Origin of the sequence: Methylobacterium aerolatum (genome assembly GCF_022179085.1) — a bacterium.
Lineage (GTDB): Bacteria > Pseudomonadota > Alphaproteobacteria > Rhizobiales > Beijerinckiaceae > Methylobacterium > Methylobacterium aerolatum.
The window spans coordinates 48,163-64,958 of record NZ_BPQE01000013.1 but is presented as its reverse complement, the minus strand read 5'-3'; the positions used below and the strand labels follow the sequence as shown (position 1 = coordinate 64,958).

Annotated in this window: 16 protein-coding genes; 5 read left to right on the top strand and 11 right to left on the bottom strand. The window is 72.7% G+C overall.

What is annotated here, in order from left to right; genetic code table 11:
* Window positions 1-26: 26 nt before the first annotated feature.
* The gene (locus MFF06_RS09835; RefSeq protein WP_238203325.1) at window positions 27-1,013 is read right to left on the bottom strand and encodes an NAD(P)H-binding protein; all 987 of its coding nucleotides are present in this window, start codon (window positions 1,011-1,013) and stop codon (window positions 27-29) included.
* Entirely contained in the window at window positions 1,010-2,785 is a 1,776-nt protein-coding gene (mdoH, locus tag MFF06_RS09830) for a glucans biosynthesis glucosyltransferase MdoH (protein ID WP_238203323.1), read from the bottom strand. Before mdoH ends, MFF06_RS09835 begins: the two co-directional genes overlap by 4 nt.
* Window positions 2,786-2,863: 78 nt before the next feature.
* Here mdoH and MFF06_RS09825 point away from each other — a divergent pair, with 78 nt between their 5' ends.
* Genes MFF06_RS09825 through MFF06_RS09810 form a run of 4 tightly spaced genes read left to right on the top strand, consistent with a single transcriptional unit; the run spans window position 2,864 to window position 6,146 of the window.
* Window positions 2,864-3,784 (top strand): zinc-dependent alcohol dehydrogenase, encoded by a 921-nt coding sequence (locus MFF06_RS09825; protein WP_238203516.1) that lies wholly within the window; start codon window positions 2,864-2,866, stop codon window positions 3,782-3,784.
* Between the two features lie 33 nt (window positions 3,785-3,817).
* Complete coding sequence (locus MFF06_RS09820; protein ID WP_238203321.1) at window positions 3,818-4,222, top strand: 6-pyruvoyl trahydropterin synthase family protein; 405 nt, start codon at window positions 3,818-3,820, stop codon at window positions 4,220-4,222.
* Window positions 4,219-5,271, top strand: coding sequence for a glycosyltransferase family 4 protein (locus tag MFF06_RS09815; RefSeq protein WP_238203318.1), 1,053 nt, complete (start codon window positions 4,219-4,221; stop codon window positions 5,269-5,271). Before MFF06_RS09820 ends, MFF06_RS09815 begins: the two co-directional genes overlap by 4 nt.
* On the top strand, window positions 5,268-6,146 hold the full coding sequence (locus MFF06_RS09810) for a class I SAM-dependent methyltransferase (protein WP_238203317.1): 879 nt from the start codon (window positions 5,268-5,270) through the stop codon (window positions 6,144-6,146). Before MFF06_RS09815 ends, MFF06_RS09810 begins: the two co-directional genes overlap by 4 nt.
* On the opposite strand, the gene MFF06_RS09805 is transcribed toward MFF06_RS09810, so the two are convergent.
* Both MFF06_RS09805 and MFF06_RS09800 read right to left on the bottom strand, forming a co-directional pair.
* Window positions 6,120-6,656 (bottom strand): cytochrome b, encoded by a 537-nt coding sequence (locus tag MFF06_RS09805; RefSeq protein ID WP_238203315.1) that lies wholly within the window; start codon window positions 6,654-6,656, stop codon window positions 6,120-6,122. The two genes, MFF06_RS09810 and MFF06_RS09805, sit on opposite strands and share 27 nt — an antisense overlap.
* The gene (locus tag MFF06_RS09800) at window positions 6,653-7,435 is read right to left on the bottom strand and encodes a RibD family protein (RefSeq protein ID WP_238203313.1); all 783 of its coding nucleotides are present in this window, start codon (window positions 7,433-7,435) and stop codon (window positions 6,653-6,655) included. The genes MFF06_RS09805 and MFF06_RS09800 overlap by 4 nt, the downstream gene beginning before the upstream one ends.
* Window positions 7,436-7,738: 303 nt before the next feature.
* Here MFF06_RS09800 and MFF06_RS09795 point away from each other — a divergent pair, with 303 nt between their 5' ends.
* Window positions 7,739-7,972, top strand: coding sequence for a hypothetical protein (locus MFF06_RS09795; RefSeq protein ID WP_238203311.1), 234 nt, complete (start codon window positions 7,739-7,741; stop codon window positions 7,970-7,972).
* 71 nt (window positions 7,973-8,043) lie between these two features.
* Here the strand turns inward: MFF06_RS09795 and MFF06_RS09790 are convergent, their stop codons facing one another.
* From MFF06_RS09790 to kdpA, 7 genes are all read right to left on the bottom strand, one after another.
* Window positions 8,044-8,493, bottom strand: a complete 450-nt coding sequence (locus tag MFF06_RS09790; protein ID WP_238203309.1) for a PTS sugar transporter subunit IIA — start codon at window positions 8,491-8,493, stop codon at window positions 8,044-8,046.
* A gap of 31 nt (window positions 8,494-8,524) precedes the next feature.
* Window positions 8,525-9,241 carry a response regulator transcription factor gene (locus tag MFF06_RS09785; protein ID WP_238203307.1) on the bottom strand — a complete coding sequence of 239 codons (717 nt, stop codon included), beginning with the start codon at window positions 9,239-9,241 and terminating at the stop codon, window positions 8,525-8,527.
* The gene (locus MFF06_RS09780) at window positions 9,238-11,952 is read right to left on the bottom strand and encodes an ATP-binding protein (protein ID WP_238203305.1); all 2,715 of its coding nucleotides are present in this window, start codon (window positions 11,950-11,952) and stop codon (window positions 9,238-9,240) included. Before MFF06_RS09780 ends, MFF06_RS09785 begins: the two co-directional genes overlap by 4 nt.
* Window positions 11,953-11,961: 9 nt before the next feature.
* Window positions 11,962-12,567: a K(+)-transporting ATPase subunit C gene (locus tag MFF06_RS09775; protein ID WP_238203303.1), complete on the bottom strand. Its 606-nt coding sequence runs from the start codon at window positions 12,565-12,567 to the stop codon at window positions 11,962-11,964.
* 140 nt (window positions 12,568-12,707) lie between these two features.
* Window positions 12,708-14,798: a potassium-transporting ATPase subunit KdpB gene (kdpB, locus tag MFF06_RS09770; RefSeq protein WP_238203302.1), complete on the bottom strand. Its 2,091-nt coding sequence runs from the start codon at window positions 14,796-14,798 to the stop codon at window positions 12,708-12,710.
* Window positions 14,799-14,858: 60 nt separating this feature from the next.
* Window positions 14,859-15,056, bottom strand: a complete 198-nt coding sequence (locus tag MFF06_RS09765) for a hypothetical protein (RefSeq protein WP_238203301.1) — start codon at window positions 15,054-15,056, stop codon at window positions 14,859-14,861.
* A gap of 1 nt (window position 15,057) precedes the next feature.
* Window positions 15,058-16,773 (bottom strand): potassium-transporting ATPase subunit KdpA, encoded by a 1,716-nt coding sequence (gene kdpA / locus MFF06_RS09760; RefSeq protein WP_238203300.1) that lies wholly within the window; start codon window positions 16,771-16,773, stop codon window positions 15,058-15,060.
* Between the last annotated feature and the right edge of the window lie 23 nt (window positions 16,774-16,796).

The following is a 16,796-nucleotide window of genomic DNA, read 5'->3' as shown; positions in this document are numbered from 1 at the left end:
GGGAGCCCGGACGTCCGGTCAGGCTCTCAGAACACGGCGTGGTCGCCGCGCTCGACCGTCGCCTCGCCCCGGACGACGCGGGCGACGTAGGCGTCGAAGGTCTCCGACCCCGTGGAGGGCGTGGCCTGCGCGTCGTACCGCCCCGTCGCCGGATCGAGCACCAGCATGGATTCGGTCGCGTAGTAGCGACCGATCCGGGCGAGTTCGGCCTTGGCCGCCAAGCCGGGCACCCACCGCCCGAGGGTCGCCAGGACGGCGACGATGCCGTCCAGCAGGGCCACCGGAACGTGCCGGAAGCGCGGCTCGCGGCCCAGCAGGGCGAAGAGCCGTTCGCCCTGCGCCTTCGGGGTGATGGCCTCGCCCGGTCCGCCGATGGGCAGCACCCGGTTGCGCCGCGCCCCGTTGTCCAGGCAGTCCACGAGGTAGCGGGCGAGGTCGTCGTCGCTGATGGGCTTGCAGGCCGTGAGCGTTCCGTCGCCGAAGACCAGATACGGCTTGCCCCGCCGCACCCGCTCGATCTGCCCCGAGAGCGACTTGAAGAACGCCGTGGGCCGGACGATCGAGTAGGCGAGCCCCGACGCGATCACCTCCGCCTCGAAAGCGAGCTTGGCGTGCTGGAAAGCCAGCCTCGGCCTCTGGACGCAGATCGCGGACAGGAGCACCACCTGCCGGATACCGGCCGCCCGGCCCGCCGCGAGGACGTTCACCTGCGCGCGGTGATCCACCGCCCAGGCATCGGCGGGTAGCCCCGTCCGCGAGGCGAGGCACGACACCAGCGCGTCGAAGGTCTCCCCCCGGATGCCGTCGCGGGCGAGGGAGGCCGGATCGGCAAGATCCACGATCCGCTCGGTCACGACGGCGGGGAGGGGAGACCCGGAGGACCGCCGTACAAGGCAGATCACGCTGTGCCCCCGCGCCGCCAGCGCCCGGACCGTCGCCCGGCCGATGGTACCCGTCGCCCCCACGAGGAGGACGCGGCGCGGCGTGCCATCCTGCGGCCGGTCCGTGGTCATGCGCGCGCACCGGGGCCGGGCGCCAGTTCCTCGGGGATCGCGCACAGGCCGTTGCGGCCCATCGCCTGGCCGAGGGCGGGCAGGCTGGTCGCCACGGCGAGGGGGATGGACAGGAGCGGGCCCGCCAGGAGCGGTAGGCTCCACAGGAACGCGGTGGGGCTCACCCACAGCGTGGAGAGCCCCACCGCGAGGCCGAAGGCCGTCCCGATCCAGAGGCGGCGGCAGGCGAGGGCGAGGGGGATGCGCGTCCCGTCCCTGGCCTGCGGATTCCAGCCGGAGCGCCGGTTCGCGAGGCTCCGGCCCATCGCCGCCGTCAGCCAGAGGCAGAGCACGGAGAAGAGGAGCAGCGAGAACACCAGTTCGACCGCGGCGCCGAGGGCGAAGCGCGCCCGGCCGCCGTAGCGGCGCGCGGAGGGCTCGGAGGCGAGGATCTCGGCATAGCCCGCGAGCTTCGGCGCCATCGAGGCCGCGAGCCAGCCGAGGTAGAGCCCCGCCGCGAGGCCGGCGGGGAACGCGTCGGTCGCCTGGAGGGCCGCGACGGGGAGCAGGGCTAGCGCGAGGGTCAGGGCGGGCGCCGTGAGAAACATCATTACCGCCGCCACGAGCTGGAACCGGCTGGTCGGCGCGAGGCCCGGCATGGCGAGGAGCCTGACGTATTGCAGGTTCCCGAGGCACCAGCGCGCCTCGCGCTCCACATGGTCGAGGAGCGTCGGCGGATTATCCTCGAAGCTCCCGCCCTCGGTCGGCAGCACCCGCACCTCGTAGCCGGCCCGGCGCATGAGCACGGCCTCGATCTGGTCATGGGAGAGGATCGGCCCGCCGAGAGGACCCGGCGGCAGCGTCGGCAACCGGCAGGAGTGTGCGAAGGGGGCGATCCGCACCAGGGCGTTGTGCCCCCAAAAGGGGCCGCACTCGCCGGCCCACCACGCCGCCCCCATCGTGTAGGGCCTCATGCCCTGGCGCATCCCGAACTGGAAGATCCGGGCGAAGGGGCTCGCCGCCGGGGTGCCGACGACGAGGCTCTGGAGGATGCCGAGTTTCGGATGGGCCTGCATCATCCGCACGAGGTCGAGGATCCGCGGCCCCTCCATCGCGCTGTCGGCGTCGAGGGGCAGCATCAATGCGTAGCGGGCACCGTGCCGCGCGCAGAAATCCTGGAGGTTCCCCGCCTTGTAGCCCGCGTTGGTCGCCCGGCGCCGGTAGGCGATCCGCTCGGAGGCCCCGGGCTCCCGCGCGGTCCACTCCGCCACCGCCCGCTCCTCGGCGGCGGCGATGGCCGGATCGTCGCTGTCGCTCAGGACATGATAGGCGAAGCGCTCCCCCCAGCCGGTGGCGTCGAGGCTCGCCTTCACCCGCGCGAGCCGTGAGAGGGCCCGGCGCGGATCCTCGTTGCGCAGGGGCATCACGATGGCGGTGTCGAGGCGGATCGGGTCTGCCGCCACGTCCGCGAAGGGTGCGGCGGCGGCGAGACCGGCGGGTCCCCTCGCGATCAGGGCGAGGCCTGTCACGGCGTTCCAGAACCCCATGACGGTCCAGGGCAGGATGAGGACGCCGCAGGCGAGCAGGGCGAGATCGACCCCGCTCCAGCCGTCCGCGCCGAGCACGGCGCCGAGGAGGCCGACGAGCAGCGCGAAGCTGAGGCCGTTCACCAGGGCGAAGGCCCTGCGGCGCCGACGAAGCGTCGCCAGCGATTGAAGGCCGGCGGGCGTCGTGGAAAGGAGGCTCTCAGCGATTTCCGGAACCCTGTGCGGCGGGCGGGCGACGTGCATCATCCTGAAGGGTCCGAGACGGCGGGACGGGCGGGGAGCCGGACGACGGCCCTCTGGTACACCGCCCCGGGCCGCGCCGAGCTGCGGCACGAGGCGCTGCCGCCCGCAGGCCCCGGCGACGTCGTCGTCGAGACCCTTTGGACGGCCCTGAGCCGGGGGACGGAACGCCTCGTCTTCCACGGTCTCGTCCCCGACGCCCTGCACGGGCGGATGCGCGCGCCGGCGCAGGAAGGCCCGTTCTCCTTTCCGGTCAAGTACGGTTACTGCGCGGTGGGCCGGATCGCCGACCCGGCCGGGGGCGCCTCGCCCTTCGTTTTCGCGCTCCGGCCGCATCAGGCGCGGTTCGTCGCCCCGCGCGACGGCGTGCACCCGGTCCCGCCCGGCGTGCCGCCGCGACGGGCGATCCTCGCCGCTAACATGGAGACCGCGCTCAACGCCGTCTGGGATTCGGGCGCCGGACCGGGGGACCGCATCGCGGTCGTCGGAGGCGGCGCGGTCGGGTTGCTGGCCGCCTTCCTCGCGAGCGGCATCGTCGGCTGCGAAGTCACGGTGATCGACCGCCTGCCCGAGCGGGCGTCCCTCGCCCGGCACCTCGGCGTCGCCTTCGCCGCACCGGGGACCGCTCCGCGGGGCGAGGCCGACGTGGTGTTCCACGCGAGCGCGAGCCAGGAGGGGCTGGCCGAGGCCCTGTCCCTCGCCGGAGACGAGGGCCGGGTGGTGGAGATGAGCTGGTACGGGACGCGCCCCGTGTCCGTGCCGCTGGGCGAGGACTTCCATGTCCGGCGCCTCAGTCTCATGTCGAGCCAGGTGGGGCAGGTCTCCGCCTCGCGCCGCCCGCGCTGGACCTACGCCCGCCGGATGGGCAAGGCCCTCGATCTCCTCGCGGACCCGCGCCTCGACGCGCTGATCACCGGGGAGGTCGCCTTCGCCGACCTGCCGGAGGCGCTGCCCCGGCTGCTCGCGCCGGAGGCCGACGGCCTCTGCACCGCCGTGCGCTACTGAACCCGACCCTCCCACGTTCACCGGAGCCGAACCATGTACGCCATCGAGGTCCGCGATCACGTCATGATCGCCCACAGCTTCCGGGGGGATCTGTTCGGGCCCGCCCAGGCGCTGCACGGCGCCACCTTCGTCGTGGATGTCGCCTTCTACAGGCCGACCCTCACCGCGGACGGCGTCGTGGTCGATATCGGGCGGGCGGGCGAGGCGCTGAAGCGCATCCTCGCACCGATCACCTACCGGAACCTCGACGAAGTGCCTCAGTTCGCGGGCATCAACACCACCACCGAGTTCCTGTGCGGTCACATCCATCGGGAGATGGCCGCCCTCGCCCGCAACGGGGAGCTCGGGCCCGGTGGGGATGGCATCGAACGGATCCGGGTGACGCTCCACGAGTCGCACATCGCGCGGGCGTGGTTCGAGGGGCCGGTGGAGGCGTGACCGACGTCTGCCTCTGCGTTCCCGGCGATCTCGCGACCCCCACGGGCGGCTACGCCTACGCCCGCCATCTCCTGGCGCATCTCCCGCGCGCCGGAGTGAGCGCGGTCCCGCTGACCCTGCCGTCCTCCTTCCCGCACCCGAGCCCCGACGACCTCGCGGAGACCGCCGCGCGCCTGTCGGCGACGCCGAGCGGCGCGATCCTCCTCATAGACGGGCTCGCCTACGGCGCCCTGCCGCCCTCCGTGATCGCGGCGTCCGGGCCGCGGCCGGTCGTGGCCCTCGTCCACCACCCGCTGGGATTGGAGGCGGGCCTGAGCCGCGCGGAGGCCGAGGGGCTCCTCGCCCGCGAGCGGGCGGCCCTCTGCCTCGCGGCCCGCGTCGTCACGACGAGCCGCTTCACCCGCGACCTGCTCGTGGCCGAGTTCGCCGTGCCGGGGGACAGGATCACGATCGCCGAGCCCGGCACCGAGCCCGCCCGGCGGGCCGCCGGGGGGGACGGGCGCCCGGTGCGCCTCCTGACGGTGGGCGCGCTTACCCCGCGCAAGGGCGTCGACCACCTCGTCGCCGCCCTCGGCCGCCTGCCGGATCTCGACTGGACCCTCACCGTGGCGGGCGCCCTCGACCGGGCCCCCGGTCACGTCGCCGGTCTGCGCCGGCAGATCGCGGAGGCCGGGCTGGAGGCGCGGATCACCCTGGCCGCCGCCGTCCCGGCGGATCGGCTCGACGCGTTCTACGATGGCGCCGACCTCGCGGTCTCGCCTTCCCTGTTCGAGGGCTATGGCATGGCCCTCGCGGAAGCCCTGGCGCGGGGGCTGCCCGTGGTGTCCACCACGGGCGGCGCGGCGGCCGACACGGTGCCCGAGGCTGCCGGGCTCAAGGTGGCGCCCGGCGACGTCCCGGCCCTGGCCGAGGCCCTGCGGACCCTGATCGCCGATCCGGCCCGCCGGTCCGTGGCGGCGCAGGCGGCCTGGGAGGCAGGGCGGCACCTGCCGCGCTGGGAGGAGACCGCCCGCCGCGTCGCCGCTTGTCTCCGGGAGGCGCGGCCATGACCGGCTTCAGCAGCGACTGGCTCGCCCTGCGCGAGCCCGCCGACCACCGCGCCCGGGACCGGGGTCTCGCCGAGGCGCTGGCCTCCCTCCTGGCCGCGCGATCGGGCGGGACGGGATCCGTCGGCGTCGTCGATTGCGGATGCGGCACCGGATCGAACCTGCGCGCCCTCGCCCCCCGCCTCGGCCCGTCGCAGGAGTGGACGCTGGTCGATCACGATCCCGCCCTCCTCGCCGCCGCCCGGACCGCCCTGGCGGACTGGGCCGATGGGGCCGCGGAGCACGGCGCGCAGCTCCTCCTGGAGACGGGCGGCCGCAGGATCCGCGTCACCTTCCTCTCGGCCGACCTCGCGGCCGATCCGGCGGCGATCCTCCCGCCCGCGCCGGACCTCGTGACGGCGGCGGCCCTGTTCGATCTCGTCTCGTCGGCCTGGATCGACCGCTTCGCCGACGCCGTCGCGGCCACGGGCGCGTTCTTCCACACGGCGCTGAGCTACGACGGGACAGAGGCGTGGCTTCCGCCCCACCCCGCCGACGCCGCGATGCGGGCGGCCTTCCTGGCCCATCAGGCGGGGGACAAGGGCTTCGGCGAGGCCCTCGGGCCGCGAGCCACGGCGGCGCTGGAGGCGGCCTTCGCCCGGCGGGGCTACGCGGTCCGCACCGCCGCGAGTCCCTGGCGGCTGGGACCAGAGGACCGGGCACTGATCGCCCGGCTCAGGGACGGGCAGGCCCAGGCCGTCGCCGAGACGGGCCTCGTGCCCGGCGCCGCAATCGCCGCCTGGGCGGAGGCGCGGGGACGGCCGGACACGACGGCCGTGATCGGCCATCGCGACCTCCTGGCATGGCCGGATTCAGCCCCCGGCGAGCATCCGCCGTAGGGTCCCGTCCCGCCGGACGACGTGGTGGTGCAGGGCGGCGGCCACGTGCACGCCGACGAGGGCGGTGAGGGCGAAGGCCGCCGCGCCGTGGACCTTCAGGATCGCTTCGCCCACCGGCATCCCGCCGGAGATCGGAAGGGTCAGCGGCAGCGCGCCGAACAGGTTGACCGGCGCGCAGCAGGCGGAGGTGCCCGCCCAACCGAGGAGCGGCACGATCAGGATCAGCAGGTAGAGGGAGGCGTGGGAGACCCGCGCCGCCACCCGCTGCCAGCCCGGGATGCCGTCCTCCGGCGCCGGGGCACCCCGCGACAGGCGCACCAGCACCCGCGCTAGGACCAGGGCGAGCACGACGAGGCCGAAGGACTTGTGCATCTCGTAGAGCTGGTTCTGCAGCGGTCCCTCGCCGACATTCGTCATCGCGAGGGCCACGATCACCTGTTCCACGACGATCAGGGCGACGGCCCAGTGCAGGAGTTTTTGAGTGGGCGAGTAGGTGGCGGGCTCTCTCATGGTACGCTCCCCTCGTTGACGCTGCGGCGCAGGTCGCAATCGAACAGCACCTCGCCCGCTCCCAGGGGGTAGGCGGCCGTCATGGGCCGCATCGCGTCCCTCAGGGAGGAGATCGGCCGCAGGTCGAGGCCGGAGCGCCCGGAACCGAGGAGCAGCGGCGCGACCATCAGGTGGAGCCGGTCGATGGCTCCGGCATCGATGAAGGCCGAGACGGTGCGGGCACCACCCTCGATGAGGATGCGGGCGAAGCCGAGGGAGCCGAGCCGGGCCACGATCGCCCGTGGGCAGAAGATCTCCTCGCCCCCTATGCGGACGGCCTCGGCCGACGGGGGGACCTGCGCCTCCGTCCGGCAGATGACGAGCCTGCGCGCCCCGTCCCCGGCGAGGCAGCGCGCGGAGGGCGGGATCCGGCCCGTCGGGTCGATGACGATCCGGGCCGGGCTCGGCCCCTCGACCCGGCGGACCGTCAGCAGCGGATCGTCCGCCAGCACCGTGCCGATGCCGACGAGGACGGCATCGACTCGCGCACGGATGCGGTGCAGGTGATCGAGGGCCGGGCAGAGGTTGATGTACTTCGAATCCCCCGACGGCGTGGCGATCCGCCCGTCGAGGGACTGGCCGAGTTGCGCCACCACGAAGGGGCGCTCCACCGTTCCGGCCTCGAAGGGCGCGAAGAGGGCGGACGGCGCGGCATCCGTGTCCGGGCCACGCCCACTCGACAGATCGAGCGACGCCGGCACAAGATGATCGGTGTGGCGGGGGCGCGTGAGCTCGGTCATCACTGTCATTCGGTGAGCCCCACCGCTGCACGCAAGGCCGACCGACACGTCCGAGGACTTCGATGGTCGCGCTTTCGACACTCTCTAGACCGTCGCGGGGATCAGGAACAGGCGGCCATTGCACGCGCGGCCCGTCGTTCGGGCAGGCGGCGAACCCGGCGGGGGCGCCCTAGGAGGCCGCCGGGGCGCGATCCTCACGAGTTACTGATGCGGGCCCGCCCGCGTCCGTCTCGAATCCTCACGCGTCAGGGCCCAGGTGTGGGACGCGTCCTCATGAAGGCCGCGCCAACCCCAAGACACCCGATGTCTCCCACCCTTCACGTCGCCACCCATCACGCCGCGGCCCCGAGCCCGGAGGCGGCGCGCTTCATCGTCGGCCAGGACCCGGAGGGGCACTGGGTCGCCCTCGAGATTCACGGGCGGGCCGGGGGCCTGTTCCGCAGCCGTGAGGACGCCGTCGATTACGCCGAGCACGAGACCGGCCACCGTCCCGACGCCGTGCACCTCTCGGGGGAGCGCATCGCGCTGCGCCTCTGACGCCGCGCCAAGGGCAGGGGTTCGGGGAATCGTTCTCCTACCTCGACTCCAAGGCCCCCGACCCGGCGGCCTCAGGCCCGGCCGCCGACGACGGCGTGCAGGGCGGCGGCGTCCCGGGCGGCGCGCAGGGAAGCCGCCGTTCCGGGGTCGCGCAGCCAGCGCGCGACGCAGGCCAGCGCGTTCAGGTTCCGGGCCTCGCCATCGACGGGGAGAAGCAGGAGGAAGACGAGATCGACGGGGCGGTCGTCCACCGCGTCGAAATCCACCGGGTCGCGCAGCCGCGCCAGCAGGCCGAAGGGCCGGTCCAGGCCCTCCAGCCGCGCATGGGGCAGGGCGACCCCGTCGCCGACCCCCGTAGAGCCCAGTCCCTCCCGCCTCGCGACGGGGGCGAGGATCGCCTCGGCGGCGAGTCCCAGCCTGTCGGCGGCGCGCCCTGCGACGGCCTCCAGAAGGGCCATCTTCGACGCCGCGCGCAGGCCCACCAGGGCGTCCTCCGGCGCGAGGATCTCGTCCACCGTCATGGTGCCGGCCGGCGGGCGATCATCAGCGGCATCACTTGGACGTCTCCGTGGAAAGCGGCCGGGCCTCGTCGTCCGGCGCCCGCAGCCGATAGCCGACGCCGGTCTCGGTGAGAAGGATGCGCGGGCGCTCCGGGTCGGCCTCGAGCTTCTGGCGGAGCTGGCGCACGTAGACCCGCAGGTATTGCGGTTCGGACGACACGGACACCGCCTGCATCAGCTGGGCGTGGGTGAGCACCTTGCCGGCATGGAGCACGAGCACGCGGAGGAAATCATATTCCCGCGGGGTGAGCTTCACCTCGGCGTCGTCGACCTTGACGATCCGGCGGACGAGATCGACCGAGAGGCCGTCCACCTGGAAGACCGGCCGCTCCCCGCGCTGGGCGAGCTGGTGGCGCAGCGCCGCCCGCAGGCGGGCCAGCAGCTCGGCCATGCCGAAGGGTTTGGTGATGTAGTCGTCGGCCCCCTGATCGAGCGCTTCGACCTTGCCGCCCTCGTCGTCCCGGCTGGACAGCACCACCACGGGCAGGCCCGGATGGCTGGTGCGGATCGCCCGCAGCAGGTCGTGGCCGCGCATGTCGGGCAGGCCGAGATCGAGGATCACGAGGTCCACGCCCTCGCGCTTCAGCACGTCGAGGGCGGTGGCGCCGTTGGGCGCCTCCAGGATGGCGTAGCCCTGGGTGGAGAGCCCCGTGCGCAGCAGCTTGCGGATCGGCGGCTCGTCGTCGATCACGAGGACGGTCGGGCTCATGCGGCGATGTCCTTCGTCGTTCGGGCGGGGACCGGAAGGGTGACGGTGAAGACGGCGCCGGTCCGGTCGCTCCGGTTGGCCGCCGTGACGGTGCCGCCCATCGCCTCCACGAACCCGCGGGAGATGGCGAGCCCGAGCCCGGTCCCCGCCCGGACCCGGTCGCTCTTGCGCACCCGGTAGAACTTGTCGAACACCCGCTCGATGTCGCCCTCGGGCAGGCCTACCCCCTCGTCCAGGATCTCGATGCGGACATGGCCGCCCTCCCGGCGCGCCCGCACGGTCACGCTCGTGTCCTCGGGCGCGTACTTGGCGGCGTTGTCGAGGAGGTTGACGAGCACCTGCTCGAACAGGACCGCGTCGAGCCTGAGCGTCGGAAGGTCGGGGGCGAGGTCCACGACCACGCGGTGGGCGGCGAGGACCTTCTCCACCCGGCGCAGCGCCGTATCGACCGTCTCTGCCACGTCCTGGGGCGCGAGGTTGGGGGCCACCGCGCCGGCCTCCAGGCGGGTCATGTCGAGGAGGTTGACGATGAAGCGGTTCAGCCGCTCCGATTCCTCGATGATCGTGCCGAGCAGGTCCGCCTTCGCCTCCGCGCCGAGGACGGCCTCCAGATCGCGCAGGGTGCTGGCGGCGCCGAGGACCGAGGCGAGCGGCGTGCGCAGGTCGTGGCTGATGGAGGTCAGCAGGGCCTGCCGCAGGCGGTCTGTCTCGGCGGCGCGCTCCGCCCGGTCGAGGTCCTCCACCAAGCGCACCCGCTCGATGGCCAGCGCCCCCATGTCGGCCAGGGCGTCGAGGAGGCGGCGGCCCTCGGGCGTGAGGATCGGCCCGGTCCCGTCCGCGTCGAGGCCGATCACCCCGATCGTGCCGCGCCCCGTGCGCATCGGCAGGAACAGGCGCTTGGCGCCGGGCAGGGTGTCGGCACCCCGGCCCGCTGGGCGGTCGTTGTCGAAGGCCCATTGCGCGGCGGCCACGTCGGCCTCGTCCAGCATGTCCTCCGGCGGGTAGCCCGCCCGGACGGTGACGGCCCTGCCCTCGGGCAGGAGCAGCACGACGCGCACCTTGAGCATGGCCGCGACCTGGGCCGAGGTCGCCCAGAGCACGTCGTCGAGGGTGCCGCAGGCGGCGAGCTTCCGGGAGAAGCCGAACAGGCGCTCCGTCGCCCGCGCCCGGCCCTGGCTGATCACCGCCGTGGTCCGCGCCCGTGCGGCGAGGTTCGAGACCAGCACCGCCACCAGGGTGAAGAGCAGGAAGGCGGCGACGTTGGTCGGGTCCGCGATGGTGAGGGTGTAGACCGGCGGCAGGAAGAAGAAGTTGTAGGCGAGGGAGGAGGCCACCACGGCGGCGAGCGCCGGGCCGAGCCCGAACCTGACGGCGACGCCCACCACCGCGGTCAGCAGGAACAGGTCGGCGTTCTCCACGCCCGCATAGGGCTGGGCCAGGATGGCCGTGCCGAGCCCCGCCGCCACCGCGGCCAGGGCGACGAGGTAGGGCCGCGCATCGACGGTTGCGCGGGGCGCGGCGGTGGCCACCGCCCGCCGGGCCGGCTTCTCGGGCTGCGCGGCCTCGCCGGGCACGACGTGGACGGAGATGGCGCCCCCGTCCCGCACGAGGTCGTGCACCACGGAGCCGTTCACGAGCTCGAACAGGCGGGAGCGCTCGGACTTGCCGACCACGATGTGGTTGACGTTGGCCGAGCGGGCATAGGCCAGGACGTCCTCGGCGATGCGTCGGCCGCCCGGCAGGGTCACGGCGTCGCCGCCGAGCTTGTCGGCCAGCCGCAGGGCCTCCGCGATGCGGTCGCGCTGCGCCTCGCTCAAGGAGGCCGCGCGCATCCCCTCCACCACGAGGGCCGTCCAGGGGGCGTGCAGGCGGTCGGCCAAGCGCTTGGTGTAGCGGACGAGGCCCGCCGAGCGGGGATCCTCGCTGACGCAGACCAGCACACGCTCCCCCGCCGCCCAGGGGCCGGGGATCGCGTTCGCCCGCATGTGGCCGAGGAGTTCGTCATCGACCCGGTCGGCCGTGCGGCGGAGGGCCAGTTCACGCAAGGCCGTCAGGTTGCCCCGGGAGAAGTAGTGCTTCAGGGCGCGCTCGGCGTTGGTCGGGACATAGACCTTGCCCGCCTTCAGGCGCTCGATCAGGTCGTCGGGGTTGAGGTCCACCACCTCGATGTCGTCGGCCCGGTCGAGGACGCCGTCCGGCACCGTCTCGCGCACGCGGATGCGGGTGATGGAGGCCACGACGTCGTTGAGGGACTCGACGTGCTGGATGTTGAGGGTGGTCAGGACGTCGATGCCGGCATCGAGCAGTTCCTCGACATCCTGGTAGCGCTTGGGGTGGCGCGAGCCCGGCGCGTTGGTGTGGGCGAGTTCGTCCACCAGCGCCAGGGCCGGGCGGCGGGCGAGCAGCGCGTCGAGGTCCATCTCCTGAAGGACGGTGCCGTGGTAGGGCACGGCCCGGCGGGGCACCACCTCGAACCCGTCGAGGAGGGCCTCGGTCTCGGCCCGGCCGTGGGTCTCGACGACGCCGATCACCACGTCGGCGCCGGCCTTCAGCCGGGCGCGGCCGATGGTGAGCATCTCGTAGGTCTTGCCCACGCCCGGGGCCGCCCCGAGGAAAACCTTGAGCCGGCCGCGCGTGCGCTCCTCCCGGCGCGCCGCTTCGAGCAGCGCGTCGGGCGAGGGGCGGCTCGGATCGCGGCCGGTCTCGGGCATTCTCTCTCCTCAGCGCTTGCCCATATCGTCCAGGGCGAGGTTCAGCGCCAGGACGTTGACGCGCGGCTCGCCCAGCACGCCGAGCGTCCGGCCCTGCACCTGCGCCGCCACGAGGTCGCGGAGCTTATCCTCCGCCAGGGCGCGCGCCTTGGCGATGCGCGGCACCTGGAACAGGGCGGCGTCGGGCGAGATGTCCGGGTCGAGGCCGGAGCCGCTGGTGGTCACGAGATCGACGGGAACCGGCTGGCCGGGATTCTCGGCCTTGAGCGCGTCGAGGTCGCCCTTCACTCGCTCGGCCAGGGCTGCGCTCGTCGGGCCGAGGTTCGAGCCCGAGGAGTTCGCCGCGTTGTAGGGGGCCGGCACGGTCTTGGTGGCGTCGGCCGGATCGGTCGCCGTCGTCGCGGAGGGGCGGCCGTGGAAGTAGTTGGCCCCGGTGAAGTTCTGGCCGATCAGTGCCGAGCCGACGACGTGGCCGTCGCGCTCGATCAGGCTTCCGGCGGCTTTGGCCGGGAAGATGGCCCCGGCGAGGCCGGTCATGGCCAGCGGGTAGGCGATGCCGGTGACCGCCGCCAGGGCGACGAGGAGGACGAGGGCGGGGCGGATCTGGGTGAGCATGGTGGGGGCTTTCGCTGGGGTCTTTCCTCCCCCGTGCGGGGAGGGGTAGGGGGGCGGGGGTGGTTCGGGAGGGGCCGTCGAGCCCCATCCGGTACCACCCCCACCCCTGCCCCTCCCCGCAGGGGGGAGGGGAAGAGCGTTCACGCCAAGTGCAGGGCGCTGACGGCGAGGTCGATGGCCTTGATGCCGGCGAAGGGCACGAGGACGCCGCCGAGGCCGTAGATCAGCAGGTTGCGCCGCAGGAGCGAGGCCGCGCCGACGGCCCTGTAGGCCACGCCCTTCAGGGCAAGGGGGATCAGCGCGATGATGATGAGCGCGTTGAAGATGATCGCCGACAGGATGGCGCTCTGCGGCGAGGCGAGGTGCATCACGTTGAGCGCCTGGAGCTGCGGGTACAGCGTCAGAAACATCGCCGGGATGATCGCGAAGTACTTCGCCACGTCGTTGGCGATGGAGAAGGTGGTCAGCGCGCCGCGGGTCATCAGCAACTGCTTGCCGATGCCGACGATCTCGATGAGCTTCGTCGGGTCGCTGTCGAGATCGACCATGTTGCCGGCCTCGCGGGCGGCCACCGTGCCGGTGTTCATGGCGACGCCGACATCCGCCTGGGCGAGGGCCGGGGCGTCGTTGGTGCCGTCGCCGCACATGGCGACCAGCTTGCCCTGCGACTGCTCCTTGCGGATCAGTGCCAGCTTGTCCTCCGGGGTCGCCTGGGCGAGGAAGTCGTCCACCCCGGCTTCCGCCGCGATGGCCGCGGCGGTCATCGGGTTGTCGCCGGTGATCATCACCGTGCGGATGCCCATCTGGCGGAGCTCCGCGAACCGCTCGCGGATGCCGCCCTTCACGATGTCCTTGAGGTAGACCACGCCGAGCAGGCGACCGTCCTTGGCCACGGCCAGCGGGGTTCCTCCGGCCTTCGCGATCTCCTCGGCGATGGCGCGGATCTCGCCGACGACGCCGGTCTCAGCCTCGGGGCGGACCGCCAGGGCGACGTTCGAGCCGCGCGACGCGACCGGCTGGCCCGAGACCGAGGCGATGACCGCGTCGACCGCGCCTTTGCGGATCGACGTGCCCTGGAGATCGACGCCCGACATGCGCGACTGCGCGGTGAACGGAACGAAGGTCGCGTTCAGGCTCGCCATGTCCCGGGCGCGGATGCCGTACTTCTCCTTGGCGAGCACCACGATCGAGCGGCCCTCCGGCGTCTCGTCCGCCAGCGAGGCGAGCTGCGCTGCGTCGGCGAGGTCCTGCTCGGTGACGCCGCGCACGGGGCGGAACTCGGTCGCTTGGCGGTTGCCGAGCGTGATTGTGCCGGTCTTGTCGAGGAGCAGCGTATCGACGTCGCCCGCGGCCTCGACGGCCCGGCCCGACATGGCGAGGACGTTGAACCGCACCAGCCGGTCCATGCCGGCGATGCCAATCGCCGAGAGCAGGGCGCCGATGGTGGTCGGGATCAGGGTGACGAACAGGGCGACCAGCACGATCACCGGGATCGATCCGCCCGCGTAGCTCGCAAAGCTCGGGATCGAGGCCACGGCGAAGACGAAGACCAGGGTGAGCCCGGCGAGCAGGATGTTCAGGGCGATCTCGTTCGGGGTCTTCTGGCGCGAGGCGCCCTCGACCAGCGCGATCATGCGATCGACGAAGGTCGAGCCGGCGGCGGCCGTGATGCGGACCTTGATCTCGTCGGACAGGACCTGCGTGCCGCCGGTGACCGCCGAGCGGTCGCCGCCGGATTCGCGGATCACGGGAGCGGATTCGCCCGTGATGGCCGCCTCGTTCACGGAGGCGACGCCCTCGATCACCTCGCCGTCGGAGGGAATCAGGTCGCCCGCCTCGACGAGCACCACGTCGCCGACCTTGAGGGAGGTACCGGGCACCGTCTCGAAGGCCCGGCCCTGGCCGGTGAGGCGCTTGGCGGTCATCTCGGTGCGGGTGCGGCGCAGGCTGTCGGCCTGGGCCTTGCCGCGCCCCTCGGCCAGCGCCTCGGCGAAGTTCGCGAAGATCAGCGTGAACCACAGCCAGAGGATGATCTGGCCGGAGAAGAGCAGGTCGGCTCCGCCTGTGGCGAGGTCGCGGATGAAAAGCACGGTGGTCAGCGCGGCCACCACTTCGACCACGAACATGACCGGGTTGCGGATCATGGCACGGGGGTCGAGCTTCTTGATCGAGCCGAGGAGGGCCGGCCCGACGAGGGCGGCGCTGAACAGGGATGAGGTCTGGCGGGACATGGTGTGAGGTGTCCGGAAAGGGGCGGTGGGGCCCGGCCGCGAGGGCCGGGCCTGCCGGGTTCAGGGGGCGGTCGCGCCGGCGGCTAGGACGAAGGCGGCGGCGAGGGCGAGGCCGCCGAGCATCACGACGCCGAGGAGCGCCAGGATGAGGTCGGAGGTCCGCAGGGCCTGGGCACCGGCGCTGTCGCGCCGCTGCGGGGGCCGGTGAAGCGCGAGGTGGTGGCGCGGCACGCGGCGGGTCGGGTGGGAGCGTGGCATCTCAGCCCCCCGTCGAGAAGGTCTGACCGGCGGCCCCGGCGAAGTGCTCGACGATGGGGCCGAGGGCCAGGGACGGGAAGAAGGTCAGGCCGCCCATGATCAGCACCACGCCGACCAGCAACCCGACGAACAGGCCGCCGTGGGTCGGGAACGTGCCCGCCGAGGCGGGAAGCGTCTTCTTGGCCGCGAGGGAGCCCGCGATGGCGAGCACCGGGATCTTCACGAAGAACCGGCCGACCAGCATGCCGATGGCGAGCGTCGTGTTGTAGAACAGGGTGTTGGCCGTGAGCCCGCCGAAGGCCGAGCCGTTGTTCGCCGCCGCCGAGGTGTAGGCATAGAGGATCTCGCTGAAGCCGTGCGGCCCGGCATTAGCCGGTCCGGCAAGGCCCGCGGGCACCACTGTGGCGAGCGCGGTGAAGCCCAGCATCATCAGCGGCAGGCAGAGGATGCCGAGCATGGCCATCTTCACTTCCTTCGCCTCGATCTTCTTGCCGAGATACTCGGGGGTGCGGCCGACCATCAGGCCCGCCACGAAGATCGCCACGATGACGAAGATCAGCATCCCGTAGAGGCCGGCGCCGACGCCGCCGATGATGACCTCGCCGAGTTGCATGTTGAGGAGCGGGATCAGGCCGCCGAGCGCCGTGAACGAGTCGTGCATGGCGTTCACCGCGCCGCAGGAGGCCGCGGTGGTGATGACCGCGAACAGCGCCGACGCGGCGATGCCGAAGCGGGTCTCCTTGCCCTCCATGTTGCCGCCGGTCAGCCCGAGCTGGGACAGGACGCCGGTCGCGTTCGCCTCGGCCCAGTAGGTGACGGCGACGCCGGCCACGAAGAGCAGGCCCATCGCCGCCAGGATCGCCCAGCCCTGGCGCTCGTCCCCGACCATGCGGCCGAAGACGTTCGTGAGCGCGGCGCCGATCACGAAGATCGAGATCATCTGGAGGAAGTTCGACAGCGCGGTGGGGTTCTCGAAGGGGTGCGCGGCGTTGGCGTTGAAGAAGCCGCCGCCGTTGGTGCCCAGCATCTTGATCGCCACCTGGCTCGCCACCGGGCCGACCGCGATGGTCTGCTTGGCGCCCTCCAGCGTGGTCGCGTCCACGTAGGCGCCGAGCGTCTGCGGCATTCCCTGGGAGACCAGGACGAGGGTGAAGACGATGCAGACCGGCAGGAGCACGTAGAGGGTGGCGCGGGTCATATCGACCCAGAACGAGCCCAGCGTCTTGGTCGAGGCCCGGGCGAACCCGCGGATCAGCGCCACCGCCACGGCGATGCCCGAGGCCGCCGACACGAAGTTCTGGTGCGTCAGGCCCAGCATCTGGGAGAGGTAGGAGAGCGTGGTCTCGCCGCCGTAGGACTGCCAGTTCGTGTTGGTGACGAAGCTCGTCGCCGTGTTGAACGCGAGGTCCGGGGCCACCGCCGACTGGTCGGCCGGATTGTACGGCAGCGCCGCCTGCAATCTCAGGATCGCGTAAAGCAGCACGAAGCCCAGCAGGTTGAAGACGATCATCCCGCCCGCATAGGCGAGCCAGGTCTGCTCCTGGCGGGCATCGATGCCGGCCACGCGGTAGAGCCCGCGCTCGATCGGCGCGAGCACGGGCGAGAGAAAGGTGCGCTCACCGGTGAAGACGCGGGTCATGTAGGCCCCGAGCGGCTTCACGAGCGCCAGAACGACCGCGCAGTAGAGCGCGATCTGGATCCAGCCGTTGGTTGTCATGGCAGGGTTTTCCGGGGTGGGGT